This is a genomic window from Acetobacter malorum (assembly GCF_002153605.1).
GTDB lineage: Bacteria > Pseudomonadota > Alphaproteobacteria > Acetobacterales > Acetobacteraceae > Acetobacter > Acetobacter malorum_A.
This window is the reverse complement of record NZ_JOPG01000002.1, coordinates 44948-60037: the sequence shown is the minus strand read 5'-3', so window position 1 is coordinate 60037 and position 15090 is coordinate 44948. Positions and strand designations below refer to the sequence as shown.

At 55.1% G+C, this 15090-nt stretch carries 13 protein-coding genes and 1 tRNA gene; 5 read left to right on the top strand and 9 right to left on the bottom strand.

The genetic code is table 11. The features are described from left to right. From HK23_RS01440 to HK23_RS01420, 5 genes are all read left to right on the top strand, one after another. The coding region (locus HK23_RS01440; RefSeq protein WP_179193760.1) for a type II toxin-antitoxin system CcdA family antitoxin at positions 1–90 on the top strand (90 nt) is incomplete at its 5' end. Beyond that, positions 91–396, top strand: a complete 306-nt coding sequence (locus tag HK23_RS01435) for a CcdB family protein (RefSeq protein WP_086652607.1) — start codon at positions 91–93, stop codon at positions 394–396. A 357-nt stretch (positions 397–753) separates the two neighbouring features. Then, positions 754–1857 carry an ABC-three component system protein gene (locus HK23_RS01430; protein ID WP_218777686.1) on the top strand — a complete coding sequence of 368 codons (1104 nt, stop codon included), beginning with the start codon at positions 754–756 and terminating at the stop codon, positions 1855–1857. Beyond that, entirely contained in the window at positions 1850–2335 is a 486-nt protein-coding gene (locus HK23_RS01425; RefSeq protein ID WP_061471181.1) for an ABC-three component system middle component 2, read from the top strand. The genes HK23_RS01430 and HK23_RS01425 overlap by 8 nt, the downstream gene beginning before the upstream one ends. Beyond that, the gene (locus HK23_RS01420) at positions 2332–4143 is read left to right on the top strand and encodes a hypothetical protein (protein ID WP_086652606.1); all 1812 of its coding nucleotides are present in this window, start codon (positions 2332–2334) and stop codon (positions 4141–4143) included. Before HK23_RS01425 ends, HK23_RS01420 begins: the two co-directional genes overlap by 4 nt. 208 nt (positions 4144–4351) lie before the next feature. Here the strand turns inward: HK23_RS01420 and HK23_RS01415 are convergent, their stop codons facing one another. The 9 genes from HK23_RS01415 to HK23_RS01375 all read right to left on the bottom strand — a co-directional run bounded on the left by HK23_RS01415 (position 4352) and on the right by HK23_RS01375 (position 15082). Then, a complete protein-coding gene (locus tag HK23_RS01415) occupies positions 4352–5089 on the bottom strand; it encodes a M48 family metallopeptidase (protein ID WP_086652605.1) in 738 nt (245 codons plus the stop codon). A 1-nt stretch (position 5090) separates the two neighbouring features. Then, a complete protein-coding gene (locus tag HK23_RS01410; protein WP_086652604.1) occupies positions 5091–8387 on the bottom strand; it encodes a type I restriction endonuclease subunit R in 3297 nt (1098 codons plus the stop codon). Positions 8388–8418: 31 nt separating this feature from the next. Further along, positions 8419–9636, bottom strand: coding sequence for a restriction endonuclease subunit S (locus HK23_RS01405; protein ID WP_086652603.1), 1218 nt, complete (start codon positions 9634–9636; stop codon positions 8419–8421). Beyond that, positions 9626–11152, bottom strand: a complete 1527-nt coding sequence (locus HK23_RS01400) for a type I restriction-modification system subunit M (protein WP_086652602.1) — start codon at positions 11150–11152, stop codon at positions 9626–9628. Before HK23_RS01400 ends, HK23_RS01405 begins: the two co-directional genes overlap by 11 nt. A 20-nt stretch (positions 11153–11172) precedes the next feature. Beyond that, positions 11173–11769 (bottom strand): restriction endonuclease subunit S domain-containing protein, encoded by a 597-nt coding sequence (locus tag HK23_RS01395; RefSeq protein ID WP_086652601.1) that lies wholly within the window; start codon positions 11767–11769, stop codon positions 11173–11175. Positions 11770–11891: 122 nt separating this feature from the next. Then, positions 11892–13520 (bottom strand): tyrosine-type recombinase/integrase, encoded by a 1629-nt coding sequence (locus HK23_RS01390; protein ID WP_143217462.1) that lies wholly within the window; start codon positions 13518–13520, stop codon positions 11892–11894. 87 nt (positions 13521–13607) lie between these two features. Continuing rightward, positions 13608–13693 (bottom strand) — tRNA-Leu (locus tag HK23_RS01385). Positions 13694–13800: 107 nt separating this feature from the next. Continuing rightward, a complete protein-coding gene (locus tag HK23_RS01380) occupies positions 13801–14502 on the bottom strand; it encodes a M48 family metallopeptidase (RefSeq protein WP_086652599.1) in 702 nt (233 codons plus the stop codon). A 55-nt stretch (positions 14503–14557) separates the two neighbouring features. After that, positions 14558–15082, bottom strand: a complete 525-nt coding sequence (locus tag HK23_RS01375; protein WP_086652598.1) for a YcgN family cysteine cluster protein — start codon at positions 15080–15082, stop codon at positions 14558–14560. Positions 15083–15090 lie beyond the last annotated feature (8 nt).

The window sequence follows — 15090 nt, the reverse complement described above, 5'->3', positions numbered from 1 at the left end:
TGGCTCGCAGAAAATCGCTCCTCCCTTGAAGAATCCCGACAGTATGTCGAAGAGAATGGTCTTCCTCTCGCGGATTATCGGAATTTCTGAATGGCCCGTTTTGATGTGTATCGTTTGGCCGGACGAGGTGAAGCGCGTTTCGTTCTGGATGTGCAGGCAGACCTGTTGAACGAGTTGGGCACCCGCATCGTGGTGCCACTTTTATCACAGAAAGTAGCACCCAGGCCGGCAAAGAGACTGAACCCGGTTTTCGTAATCGATGACCAGTCCTTCGTTATGATGACACAGTTTATGGCTGCTGTGCCTGAACGTGATCTGAAGAAAGTCGTGACTTCATTGTCTCTTTATCAGGATGAAATCACCCAGGCTATTGACCTGCTTTTAACTGGTTTCTGAGAAACAGTTTTAGTCGGCTTACGCCTCAAGTCAGACATCGAAGTGGTGATGGTGGCTGCCCGAAAGCGGACGTTTTTAGGTGAACCGCGATAAACCGCGTTTGGGACCTAACCGACCGACAGCTTCGGAGCGCCTCGCCGCAAATTCCGGACGCTACACGGAAGTGATTAGCGATCCTTTGGCGCCCTCATTCCGCACAGTGCGCGCCCCGGAGGTGGGACATGATCACCGCCGCTCGTTCAGCCTTATCGTCCCCTTTCATTGAGATCACCAACACAATTGATCTCTCGGGAGCCCATCTTGCGATAACTTTGTTTGTAAGCGTATGTTATTTCTGGTTTAAAGGGGTGCGGGGGATTGGCAACTTTGATTGCAAATTCTGATTTTAAGTCGATCGCGCCGAAAGCGATTTCGGAAGTCGCTTCAGCAGATCATGTGCAGGCCGGTCTACCGATCCCGAAAGCCATCCGTGTGCAGGTCTTTTCTCCGGATGACTGGGAAGGCTTCACGGAGGAGTGGGCGAGTTCGCTCAAGGGTTATGCGATCGTGCGACGCTTTGCGGGCGCTGGCGACATGGGGCTCGACGTCACCGGTTTTACCGCCGCCGCAGGGTTCAGCGCTCCATGGGACAATTACCAGTGCAAGCGTTACGATCATCCGTTACGTCCTTCAGATATTCATGTCGAAATCGGGAAGATCATCTACTATTCGTGGCTCGGTGAGTTTACCGTGCCGAGAAAGCACTACTTCGCCGCAAGCAAAGACATCGGCACAACCGCTGCAAAACTTCTTCTTGACCCGATGAATCTGAAGGAGAGCACCCGGCACGCCTGGGAAAGGCAGTGTCGGCACGAAATCACTAAGACGGCAGATGTGGCACTTACGGGCAGTCTTCTCTCCTACTTCAATGCGTTTGATTTCTCGATCTTCGGGTCCAAAAGCGTATTGGAACTGATCGCCCAGCATGAAACCACCAAATTCCATGCGATCCGTTTCGGCGGCGGCCTTCCACCACGCCCAGCTTCACATGTTCCGCCGGCTGAGCCTGCTGAACATGAGAGCCGGTATATTCGGCAACTCCTCAATGCCTATGGGGACCACCTAGGTGAACAGTTGCCGGACGTTGCCGCCCTCGCTTCGAAGCAACCGCTTCACCGTGACTTCAGCAGGCAACGTGAACGCTTTTATAGCGCGGAAGCGCTAAGGAATTTCTCGCGCGACACCGTGCCTGAAGGGACGTTCGACGCTTTGCAGGAGGAAGTCTTTCAGGGTGTCGTCGACATATGCGAGGGTTCGCATCTAACAGGGTTCGAGCGTATGAAGGCGACCGTGTCGCAAGCGGCGCAGGTTGTTTTAACGTCCAATCCATTAGCCCCCGCCACACGCGTTCAGGACCGGCAAGGCATTTGCCACCAGCTTGCGAATGAAGACCGGCTTTATTGGATACCGACTGATGAGTAAGCGGCTGAGCCCGTTTAACAGCCCTTTGGAAACGGGCGTGCGCGCCCTTGCGATCTTGGAGGCTGCCCACCCGAATGGCTGCGATTTGCAGCGGCTTGTCGAGCTTGATTACCTTGTTGTGCATTCCAGCGACGCTGGAGGTCCAGACAGCCTGCACGTGCCATTGCCGATGCGCGCTGGCGAACTTCTGGTTCGTAGGGAAATCATTGAAAAGGGATTGCTTCTGATGGCGAGCCGGGGGTTGGTCGAGCGGGTAGCGCGCCCAGATGGGATACTTTACCGTGCAGGCGAGGCTGCGGCACCTTACATGGCAGCATTGAGTGCACCATACTCGGTTGAGTTGAGGGCGCGAGCGGCCTGGGTTATTCAAGCATTTGGCCATATGACCACCGATGCGATCCGCACGATTACTCAGCGTTTCTTTGAGAAATGGACTAGCCAGTTCCAGCCAGGTCAGCTTCGAGGGCCTCGCGTATGAGTGGCTATCTCCGTCTGGACAAACTGGGTTTTTCAGGCCCCTCTAAGCGTGCTGAGATTAGCTTTTCTGGTGGCGTCAACGTTATCTGTGGTGCATCGGACACCGGCAAATCCTTTCTTGCTGAGGCGATCGACTTCATGCTCGGCGGCTCCGATCTGAAGGAGATCCCGGAAAGGGAGGGCTACAGTGCTTTATATCTGGGTCTGTCCGGTCCCGAATCCGAATCATGGACTTTCGAGCGCGCGATCTCGGGCGGGAATTTCATTCTTCGCCAAGGCGATACCGCACATACGCTACGTCAAGCGCATGCACATGACCGCATTGATAATGTGTCAGGATTTCTGCTCGAAAAAATAGGCCTCCTCGGCAAGCGGATCCTGAAGAGCAGCGCGAAGAGCACGACCAACAGTCTCAGTTTCCGCAACCTAGCCCGCCTCGTAATTGTGCAAGAAGGTGAAATTCAACACAAGGGATCGCCATTCTGGGGTGGGCAGTACACCCTTAAGACGTCCGAACTCGCCACCATCAAGCTGTTGCTAACTGGGATCGATGATTCCGCTGTTGTGTCCGTCACGGCTGACGAGCCAGACCAGACAGGACAGATCATGCTGCTCGACGAACTAATCGCGGATCTCGCGTCGGAAATTACCGATATGGGAGAAGAGAAAGCCGAGCTGGAAGCGCAACTCGAGAGGCTCGAAACCTCCGCAGCTGAACATCGGGACAGCGTGGCAGACGCGCAGCTGAACCTCGAAGATCGGATGTCTCAGCGCCGCGAGCTGGCAAACCAATCGCGTGAAATTACCGACCGGCTCGACGAGATTGGTGAGTTGCTCGCCCGCTTCGAACTTCTTCGGGAGCATTACGCAGTCGACCGTGATCGCCTGCAGGCAATCCAAGAGAGCGGCACACTATTCGCCTACGTCGAGCGCGTGGCCTGTCCGCTATGCGGAGCGGGGCCCGAAGCTCAGCATGCCGACGCTGATTGCGACGGAAATGTCGCGGAAATCGTTGAAGCGGCGACGGCCGAAATTGGAAAAATCGAGCGACTCTCTGAGGAGCTCGCCTCCACAGTAACCCAACTGCGGGCCGAAAAAGATCACCTCGAAGATTTGCAGGCAACGGTCGTAGAAGCCTACGCTACCGTCGATGGCGACATCCGGCAGACTATGGCGCCCGAAGTGGAAGCTGCACGAGCAAAGTTCACCGACATCATCGAGACGCGGTCAGCCGTCCGTGGATTTTTGGCTCTTTTTGATCGGCGAGACAAGCTCGAAGCACGCCGCGCACATCTGGATGATGTCGCGGCAGAACCTGCTGAGAAGAACAAGGTCGCAGTCGGATTCTCAGAGGTTATCGCCCACCGATTCTCGTTGAAGGTCGAGCAAATTCTCAAAGCGTGGAATTTTCCTGGTGAATGCCGTGTCCATTACGACAAAGATGCAAGTGATTTTGTCATCGACGGAAAACCAAGAGGAAGTCGCGGTAAGGGCTTGCGTGCGATAACGCATGCCGCCGTTTCGATCGCCTTGCTTGAATATTGTCAGGAACATGGTCTGCCGCACCCAGGCTTCCTAGTGCTGGACTCCCCGCTTCTAGCCTACTTCAAGCCTGAAGGCGATGAGGACACCGCGCTACAGGGTACGGATCTGAAGGAGCGGTTCTACAGCTACCTCAAGGCACACCATGGCGATGGCAGCCAAGTGATAGTCATTGAGAATCAGCATCCACCGGACAGCGAACTCGAGGGGTTGAATCTTACGATATTCACAGGAAACCCGACCGAAGGTCGCTTCGGGCTTTTGTGAGTCAGACTATCGACGAACGTTGGCCGTCGCGCAGTCGTTGCTGTGTGATCGGGTATGGAAGCTGCCGGTCCGCACTTGGGAGCTCACAATTGGACGCTAAACGAATGGGATGGATCGGTAAGCTCCATGAACCTGAGTGCTGCGAATGACTGCTTTCGGCTATTGCTTCCCGATATCAGACATTCCGTTCGCCCCCATAGCTGCCACATCAGCAGGAAAGGACCAGCTCTGCCATCCCGTCCAGTCGAGCCTTATGGCGTTCCCAGTCCGGCATGACACGTTCCATAAGTCCCCAGAATACCGGGCCATGATTGTGCTCCTTCAGGTGGCACAGCTCATGCAGGATGACATAATCAATGCAGTCACGCGGAGCTTTGACCAGATGCGGGTTCAGCGTGATGGTCCCACCCGGTGAGCAGTTGCCCCACTGGATCTGCATCACCTGAAGCTTCAGAGCGGGGGGCTTTGTCACCCACAGTGTTGTGGGGAGAAGGGCGGACAAGCGGTGGCGAAACACCTCCTGCGCCCGCGTAAAATACCAGAGTTCCAGCATCTTTTGGATCCGCAGGGCGTGACGTTCCTGCACGGACACCTCCAGCCGCCCCCGCAGCATCCGCACGGTCTCAGGCGTATCCGGCTGATGGTGCACTTTCAACAAATGCCGCCGCCCCAGATAGAAGTGGCTTTCTCCGCTGACATACGTGCGAGGCGTGGCATGTTCCTGCACCGCCCGGAAGTCCCGCAGCTTCTGCCAGATCCAGCGGGTTTTCTGGTGTAGAGCCTTGTCCAGATCAGCCTCTGTTGTGCCCTTGGGAATAACCACCTGCACAGTCAGGTCAGGATGCACCTTGATACGCAATGTCGTGCTGGGGTGGGGGCGGGGGATCAGGTTCACGCGGATCTGCTCACCCCCATAGGTCAGAATGCGAGAAAGGCTTTCTTCCATTTCAGCCCCGTAGAGTATCAGCAGGACCAGCCCGCATGATCTGGATGACCTGCTCAATGATCTCCTGCGCCTTGTCCACGCCAAAGCCTGCTTTCTGGCCCGTGCTGAACAGCAGCGGCAGCAGTTCTTTCCTGACCGCCTTTTCCATATCCGGGCGGCTGAGCGAGTTCTCCCGTACAGCCTTGTCCACGATGCTGTCGATCTCGAACGCCAGATCAACCCAGCGCTGGTTCTCCTCTTCCGTCTGCTTATGGTTGAAGATAGCCGCGAGCGTTTTCAGGAACACGCCATAATAGGCCTGGGCATGGCGATGGCCGTCAAAAACAGACGGAATATTGTTGAGTTTGCGCTTCGCTACCTGCTCATCAAACTCCTGAAACAGCATGAACTGCTTGAGGGGATGGTCGAACAGGCTCTCGGCTTCCTCAATCACTTTCCGCAACAACGCCGAGAAGGCCTCCTTCGCATACGGATCATCCTGCATCTCATGGTCAATAACCTTTGTAATGCGGGTGCGGATCAGGTCCGTCTCGTTGCGGGTTTTCTCCTCGCTCCAGGTCTCCGGCTGGTTGTCTTCGGGCTTCTGACCCATTTTGCCCACGGCATAGAGCCCCTGGGAGTCATGGACTTTCACCCCCGCCACATGCCGGTCCAGCAGCTTCTTCACCTGCTCGGCATACTGGTCAAAGTCCACGGTTTCACCGGTATCCTGCATGACCATCTGGCGCAGGCTGGTCATCTGCTTCAGCGTCTCCTTGTAGGTGGCGCGGTCTTTTTCCGTAAAGCTGGTATCTTCAAAGAAGGCCACGGATTGCAGGGCCACCTTCAGGCAGGCGGCAAACTTCGTCAGCGCTTCATAGAAATCATCCCGGCGCTTGAGGTTCACGTCCACCATCTGGCCGTGTTCCTCCACCATGCGCGGCATGAGCACGGCGCGAAGCTGCTGGAGGTCACTCCTGTTCTTCACACCCTCAAAAATGGCCCAAAGCGCTTTGTGCAGGGCAGGGAGTTCCCGGTATTCCGTGCTCATCTGGCTATACAGACCGGCAATATCTTTTGGGTCATATCCGCCGACATTCTCGGCGGCCAGCTCGTCATAGCGGGCCAGTGTGGTGTCCAGCTCCGCCAGAATGCCCCGATAATCAATCAGTAGCCCGTGCTTTTTCTGGTCATGCAGGCGGTTCACACGCGCAATGGCCTGCAACAGATTGTGCTGCTTCAGCGGCTTGTCGATATACAGCACCGCATTCTTGGGTTCATCAAAGCCGGTCAGCAGCTTGTCGACCACGATGATCAGCCTGAGGTCCGGGTCTTTCTCAAATCGCTCAATGACGCCGCGTGTGTAATCCTCCTCGCTCTGGCTGCCGACATTGTTCTTCCACCAGTCCTGAATTTCCGGCTGCCTGCGCTCATCCACTTCTGTATGGCCTTCCCGCGTATCGGGCGGACTCATGACAATGGCACTCTCGAACAGACCGACCTCATCCAGATACTGCTTGTAGCGGATGGCAGACAGCTTGCTGTCACAGGCCAGCATGCCTTTGAGGCCGCTGTCGATATTGCTGTCAAAATGTGTTGCCAGATCCATGGCGATCAGCCGGATGCGGTCGTCCGCCTTGTAAACCTGATTGGCGCGGGCAAAGCGCTTCTTGAGGTCCGTGACCTGTTCTTCGGTCAGCCCCTGCGTGATGCGCTCGAACCAGGCGTCAATGGCGCGGTCATTCACATCCAGATCGGGCTTACGTTCTTCATAGAGCAGAGGCGTAACCGTCTTGTCCGCCACGGCCTGCTGCATGGTGTAGGAGTGGATGATCCTGCCGAACCGGCTGGTCGTCTCACTCCCCTTGAGCAGCGGCGTGCCGGTAAAGGCAATGAAGGCGGCATTGGGGAGCGCGTGCTTCATGCGGGCATGGTTCTCACCGCCCTGACTGCGATGGCCTTCATCCACCAGCACGATGATATCCGCGCTGTCGTTATGGCATTCGGGCAGAGTGGTCGCTGTGTGGAACTTGTTGATGAGCGAGAAGATGATGCGCTCCTGCCCATGCCCGATCTGCTGCGCCAGACGGCGACCTGATGTGGCCAGCGCCTCTTCCTTGTCCTTCTTGTCCGCCAGTTCGCCGCCGGTGGAGAAGGTCGTGCTCAACTGGCGTTCCAGATCCTTGCGGTCTGTCACCACCAGAATGCGGCACTGTTTGAGATCCTCATCCAGAATGAGCGCCCGACTGAGAAACACCATCGTAAACGACTTGCCCGACCCGGTGGTGTGCCAGACCACGCCGCCTTCTCGCCCGCCATCGGCGCGGCGGGATTTGATACGCTCCAACAGACGCTTGATCCCAAAGACCTGCTGATAGCGGGCGACGATCTTGCCATTCTTCCTGTCGAACAGCGTGAAGAACCGCGCCATGTCCAGCAGGCGCTCAGGCGAGAGCAGGCCGATCAGCAGACGGTCCTGATCCGTGACATGCAGCGGGCGGGAGGCCCAGTCCTCGAACCATACCCGGTCAGACGGTTTCCGTTCCGCAAACAACGCGTCTTTCTGGGAACCAGAAAGCGGCGTGTTCTTGAGCGCCTCCATCCGGCTTTCGGGAATGTCCTCTTCCTTCCAGCTGGCCCAGAATTTTTTGGGCGTGCCGCAGGTGCCATAGCGCCCGTCATGCCCGGTGATGGAGAGCAGAAGCTGGCTGTAGGCAAAAAGCTGGGGGATTTCATCCTTGTTCTGGTTGCGGATGCTCTGGGAAATCCCGGCCTCTACTGTCGGGCCTTTGCCCGGCTGGCCATCGGGGCGCTTGGCTTCGATCACAGCCAGCGGAATGCCGTTGACGAAACACACAATATCCGGCCTGCGCGTTTGTGTCAGATCCGTGCGGAGGACGCTGAATTCTTCGGTAAAGGTAAAGCTGTTGTTTTCCGGGTTCTGCCAGTCGATGAGGGCGATGGTCGGGTTCGCCTTGCGCCCGTTGATGAACTCGGTAATGGCGATGCCGAACAGCAGATGCGTTGTCATCTTCTCATTGGCGTCACGCAGGCCGGAGACGAAGTCCGGGTGCGTAACGTGAGAGACAAGCCGCTCAATAGCCTGATCGGACAGACTGTGCTCCTGTCCTTCAAACGTAAAACGGCGTTTTTTCAGTTCTGCCCGCAGGAGTGTGTCCAGCACCACGGCACTCTGCTTGCCGCCCCGCAGGGCCAGCGCTTCGGATGGGGGCAGAAACCGCCAGCCGAGGGTGCTGAGCAGGGCCAGTGCGGGCAGTTTGGCGCTGTATTCTTCCTGAAATTTCGGGGCGGGAGCCATAGTTTTCAAATATCCTGCGGACTGAAATAACTTAATCGACCGTCACGCGGCGCTTGCCCGTGAGAAGCTGCTGCATCAGGGCTTTCTTTTCCTGACGCAGGCGGGAAAGGTCGGATTCAAGGGCGGTGATTTCTTCGTCCGCTGTGGTCAGGACGGCAGCGATAGCTTTCTGTTCGGAGAGAGGGGGAATTTGAATCTTCATGCTTCTAATATCATTAAGGCTGATATTAAGTTGCGCTGCACCAGCGGCTTTATCTTCAATTTCCTTTTGTATTTTTTCTGATAAATACAAATAAGATATAAATTCCTGATCTCCTGTTTTTTTCGATCTAATTCGTCCAACGCGCTGATTGAGGTAGCAAGGTAAATTACTTTTCTTTACCCAAGCAAAATTGGAGAGGCTCCCAGACATTCCAAAGATAAAATCTTTTTCTTTCAAAGAGAATTTCTCTAAGCCTGACAGACTGTTTAAATGTAGTCTTTTGCAGTTTTCTAAATGGAGTGTCCCCTCTTTAAGGTCGCTCATTCTGACTATAGGCATATCGTTAGCATTATCAGTGAATTCTGAGCTTTTGAACGCAAATCCTGTGTCAATATGAGCAATCTCTGATAGCGTTCCTATTTTCCACTCCCCCGAGAACCCCGGCAGGCGTTTTTTACCTGTGAGGAGTTGCTGCATGAGGGCTTTTTTCTGCTGCTGGCTGTTGGCCAGAAGCTTCTCAGTCCCCTCAATCGCACGATCCCACGTCGAGAGGATCGCCGCGATCTTCTTCTGTTCGGATAGTGGGGGGACTAACAAAACAATTTGCTCTAGGTGTGAGGGACCAAAATTTGGTTGAGCTCCTCCAGTAATAAGAGTGTCTATTTGTGATTTTAAGAAGGAAGATTTCAGATATTGATTTAAAAACCCATATGATGTCCCAGAATGAGGCTTGAATCTTATGACACTTGTATTCATCACAAGAGGAAGGTCTTCAGATTTGATAATCCCATGCTTGCAATAAGAGTTGCCAGAGCTTGCTATTACAATATCGTTTTCATCACACAAAAAATGCTTGTATTTAGAATCCACTTCTTCCCATGAAATGTATCTGTTTGTCTTTTCTTTGTTTATTTTTCCGTATTCTATATTGGTTATATTTAGGACTTTGCAGCCATGATCTTGGAACTGCCATTTTCTGAGGCCTGGACCTTCTTGGTACCATGCAATTTCAGGAAGTTTTGTTTTTCTCCACCCTTCAGGAAGCATAACCCAGCTCCTTCAGATAAACATCCATCTGGGCTTCCAGCTTGGCCAGTTCCGCCTTGATCTCCGCCCGTTCGGCCCGCACGGCGTTCAGGTCGATTTCCTCTTCTTCCTCAAACGTATCGACATAACGCGGAATGTTCAGGTTGTAGTCATTCTCCCTGATCTCGTCCGGCATGGCGAGATGGGCGTATTTGTCCACATCCTTGCGGGCACGGTAAGTGTCCACAATCTTGGTGATGTTCTCTTCGGTCAGCACGTTCTGGTTCTTGCCCGCCCTGAACTCGCGGCTGGCGTCAATGAAGAGAACGTCTTTTGTCTTGCGGTCCTTGCGGAAGATCAGGATGGCGGCTGGAATTCCTGTGCCGAAGAACAGCTTTTCCGGTAGGCCGATCACGGCATCCAATAAGTTTTCGTCAATCAGCTTCTGGCGGATTTTGCCTTCCGAACTGCCCCGGAACAGCACGCCATGCGGCACCACAACCCCCATGCGGCCCGTGCGGTCTTTCAAGGTGCTGATCATGTGCAGGATAAAGGCGTAATCGCCTTTGGTCTTGGGCGGCACGCCACGGGCGAAGCGGTGATGCACGTCGTCCGCTGCGTCTTCATGCCCCCATTTGTCGAGGCTGAAGGGCGGGTTGGCCGTCACCACGTCAAAGCGCATCAGGTGGTTTTTATCATCCAGCAGCTTGGGGTTGCGGATGGTGTCACCCCATTCAATGCGATGATTGTCCTCGCCATGCAGGAACATGTTCATCTTGGCAAACGACCAGGTGGAGCCAATGGCTTCTTGCCCATACAGGGCGTAATCCCGGCTGCCCTTGTGGTTCTGCGTCACCTGCCGACCGCACTTCATGAGCAGGGATGCCGAGCCACAGGCCGGGTCACAGATGCTCTCGCCCGGCTGCGGATTCAGAATACGGGCCAGCAGCTCACTGACTTCCGGCGGGGTATAGAACTCGCCCGCTTTCTGCCCCCCACTGGCGGCAAAGTTCTTGATCAGAAATTCGTAGCCATTGCCGATCACATCCAGATTGCCCACGCGGGAAGGGCGCAGGTTCAGGTCCGGCTTGTGAAAATCTTCCAGAAGATGCCGCAGAATGGTGTTCTTCTGCTTTTCATCGCCCAGCTTGTCGGAATTGAAGCTGATGTCCTGGAAGACGCTCTTGCCTGCGTCCTTGAGTTTGGTGCCGTTGGCTTCTTCAATGGCGTGCAGGGCTTTATCAATCCGCTCACCGTTTCCGGGGGCGTTGCGCTCTTTATAGAGCGTATAGAAGTCCGCGCCCTTGGGTAGAATAAAGCGTTCCTGCGCCATCATGGCTTCGATCAGGGTGGGGTTGTCACCATACTCTTTTTTGTAGCTGTCATAATGGTCCTGCCACACATCGGAGATGTATTTCAGGAACAGCATGGTCAGCACGTAATCGCGGTAGGTGTCGGGGCTGACGGTGCCACGAAAGGTATCGCAGGCGTTCCACAGCGCCTTGTTGATGGTGTCCTGTGAAATCTGCTCAGTCATCATTGTCGTCCTGTTTCAAGTCAGCGTGCCAGAAGGTCTCTGGCTAGTCCGGTCATAATCTGTTGATTGCTTTGGCGAAGCTGTATCAGAAGGGTTTCTTCTCGGTGCATAGCCAACGCCAGTTCTGCAAGTGTTTGCTGTTGCGTAAGAGAGGGCACAGCGAGTGGCGTAGTTTCCAGCACAGTGCGGGCAATATTCCGCACAAGGGTGGAACTCTGGGCATTCTGTGCCAGATGGCGCTGTGCCGGTTCCTGATTAAGCCACCATGCCAAATATGCAGGGATCAGGTTTGCTGTTTTTATACGAAGGAGAAAGAAGTGCGGGGCGGCAACAGCCTTAAGGGGGCCAATCTGCTCATCAATCAAAACGGCGCGTGACACATTGCCACGAGCGGGGAAGAGAATATCCCCCGGTTGCAACCAGTCTGGCTCACGTCGCCCCGGCACGTTGGTGCGAACGCAAGACGTCCAGTTGACCCCCTCGGGAGAGGTGTCACGCATTTGCACAACCACTGTCTCAACGTCTGCAACGGCTTCAATGCGGCCTCTGAAGGGGTGGCCTGCTATGAGTGTGACGTGTGTTGAAAGGGTTGTTTTTTTCACACCATTGTCTTTCATACGGTATGAGTGCGTGAACAAAGTGTCGTTGTCAATGAATTTTTTTCGGCACCACTCTCTTTGGTGTATTTTGAGGGGGTGAGCTGCTTTCGTCCTATTGGCCCCATGTGTCAGTGTTAAGCTTATTCAGGCAGGGGGATATGGAAGGTCGGGTAGTCCAGAGCCTCCACGACCTGTTGCAGGTTCTGCACGGCAATGCTGCTTGTGTAGGTTGTAGTGCCCTGAGACCGATGGCTGGCCTCATGACCCAGCAAGGTATCAATCCAGAGTTCTCGAATGTTCCCGCCCTGATTCCGCAATTTGGTCGACACTGTGTGTCGGAATGAATGGAAGGTCACAGTTTCCGGTAGCCCAAGCCGTTTTTTGAATTTTGAAAAGGCTTGCGCAAAGTCCGTACCGCGTCCTCGGGCGGAGGGGTTCAGGTCTGGAAAGAGGTAATGCTCTCCCTCCTGCACAAGGTTGAGCACACCCCATTGCAAAAGGTGACTATGAAGAGGAATGAGCCGCGTTCCGGCTGCTGTTTTCGGTGACCAGTTATCCTCAGGGTGAGGGCGGACATGGAAGCAGCGAATACCGTTGACGGTCACAATGTCCTGCGTGCGCAGGTTACAGAGTTCACCAAGGCGCATTCCTGTATACAGGGCGATGGTAATGAGGCCGACATAACTGCGTAAAGAGGTTGTTGTGCTTGTCCACCGGGCAGTGGAAAGCTGGGCCAGTTCGCGGTCTGTCCAGTCGCGACGGTCAATCTTCTGGGTGACATCATACGTCCACCCTGCCCATGGGTTACGGGCCACGATTTCGCGCTGGACAAGATGTCCCCAGAGAGCCGAGAGGCGGGAGAAATGGTTTTTAACCGTCTTGCCGCTCAGTGTTTCCAGCCCTTGCTCCCTGGCACGCAAAATCGCGTCATGAATGCCAGGGGAGTTCTTATGTTTACCGTGCGTAGAGGGCAGGGCAAACAGCATGTCCCGAAATTCCCCAGCCACCCCGCCGGTAATCTGGTCCACAGGCTTGTCGCCAAAGGCTTCAACGAAGAGGCCGATGGTCTTGCCAGTATCACGAATGATGCCGGGGCTTCGGGTTTTATCGCGATAAATGAACTGGTCCGCCATTTCTGTAATGGTCGGAGCTGTTTTTTTCCTGGGGCTTGAAGGGGGCTTTCTGGGTGCTGTGCTCACAGGGGCGTCTTCTGCCTGCACAGGTGTAAAAGCGGCCTGAGTTTCCTGAGCGGCACTTTTGATAGACACCACGATGTTGCTCAGGTTGGCAATCTGTTCCCGCAACATGGCTTTTTCTGTGGCGTTGCGAAGTTGGTCTTTGGTGGCAGTCGCGTGCAGCTTCTTGAAGCCAGCCATTAGCCTGTCCATGCCATCATTGGATATCTTAATGAATTCTTGCAGCTGCTTCAGGCTCTGTATCTTGTCGAAGTAGAACCGTGCCTGCTCGTAGGTTCGTTCGGCCTTCACCCTTTCGTCCTCAATTTTAATCATGCGGTCTGTGTCGCGCATGATGTCTTCATAGAGGGCAATCAGCTTTCTCAGTTCTTCGGGCGAGGCATCTTCGTACATGACTTTGGCTTTACTAAAGAACTGTCCGGTTCTGGCATAAAGCCCGGCTGCGCGTTCGCGTGCAACCCGTTTGCTATTGGTCTGAAGAGAAAGAGAGATTTCCGTGCGGCCCAGCAGGGGGCGAAGCGCGTGGGGAATTGTGCGGCGAAAGTGGTAGTGTGAGCCAAGCAGACGGAGCATGTCGGTTCCCATTATGGGAAGGTGAACGGGACACGGTCCTTTTGTCCAGCTACAGGGACACTTTATTCAATCATTTCAAGTGGTTAGTGGTGCGAACTGCGGGACTCGAACCCGCACGCCCTTACGGGCTGGAGATTTTAAGTCTCCTGCGTCTACCATTCCGCCAAGTTCGCATAAGGTGGGCTGTTTTTGTCAGCCTTACAGGGCGTTTTACTGTGTTATGGCGGGTTTTAGCATGTTGGGGCGTGGCGGCAAGTGTCTGTGTCTGCTGTCTGTGCGTTTAGTGTGCGCCCAACAGCGCTGAGCCGTGTTGTTTCAGCCATGCTTCGGCATGGTGTCGGTGTGGAGTCAGCTGGTCTACTAGAGTCCAAAATGCCGGAGCGTGGTTCATGTGGCGCAAATGGGCCAGTTCATGCGCAATCAGATAATGTCTGACTGGCGCCGGGGCCATCACCAGACGCCAGGACAGCATGATGCGGCCGGAGGAGGAGCAACTGCCCCAGCGGCTGGATGTGTCCCGGATATCAAGGCGTGTGGGGTGCAGGCCGGAAGTCTGGGCCTGTGCGCGGAGTTCCTGCCCTAAAATCTGGCGAGCGCGATTTTTCAAAAAATCTGTAATACGTCGGCTGATAAATTCTTCTGCACCGCTCACAAAAATCTGGTCAGCCTCGATCCAGACGCCACCACGCGCTGTGGGGCGATGCACAATGGTGTGCGGCTTGCCCTCAACGGGAATGGTTCGTCCCGGCAGGAAGGCTGGTGCCTGTTGCAGCGCCGTGAGGCGTTTTGTGATCCAGTGTTTCTGGATTTTGAGAAACTGCACGGCCTGCGCAGTGGAAAGCCCGGACGGGAGTGTGACTGCAACGGCGTGTCTGCGTGGGTCAATGCGGAGGGAGAGCCGTCGGGCTCGGCTGGAGGGTTTCCAGATAACAGGCACGTGGCAATCATGCGCCAGTTCAATCAGATCTGGCGTAGAACTCATAAGATTGGTGCGGGGGGCTATGGTTGCTCCCCGGTCAGAACGTGCAACTGATTTTTTAGGGCGTTTTGGCACGGATGTGGCGGACAGGAGGCCGCTTGTGTGCGCTGGGCTGTTTAGGTTTTCGGGCAGGCTGGCCGGGCCATGCGACGAGATAGTCTTCCAGTGCTCCAGCCTGTCGTTCACTAATGCAACGGCCCGCAGCAGAAGCTCCGGCTTCAATCACGCTTTCCGGGGTTCCGGTAATAAGCGGGTGCCATGCCGGCAGAGAGCGCCCCTCTGATAAGCGACGATAAGCGCAATCGGGCGGAAGCCAGTCCAGCTCGGACACCATCGCCGGGGTCAGGGTGATGCAGTCCTGCACTTTTCTGTGGCGCTGCGGGTAGTCCGTGCAGCGACAGTCGGAGACATCCAGAAGACGGCAGGCGACGGAGGTATAGTGAATTTCGTCCGTGTCTTCGTCACGCAGCTTATGCAGGCAGCAACGGCCACAGCCATCACACAGGGATTCCCACTCAGCGGTGGTCATCTCTTGGAGCGGGGTGGTTTCCCAGAACGGAGCGGTGGATGAGGGGGAAGTCATGCCGCGCA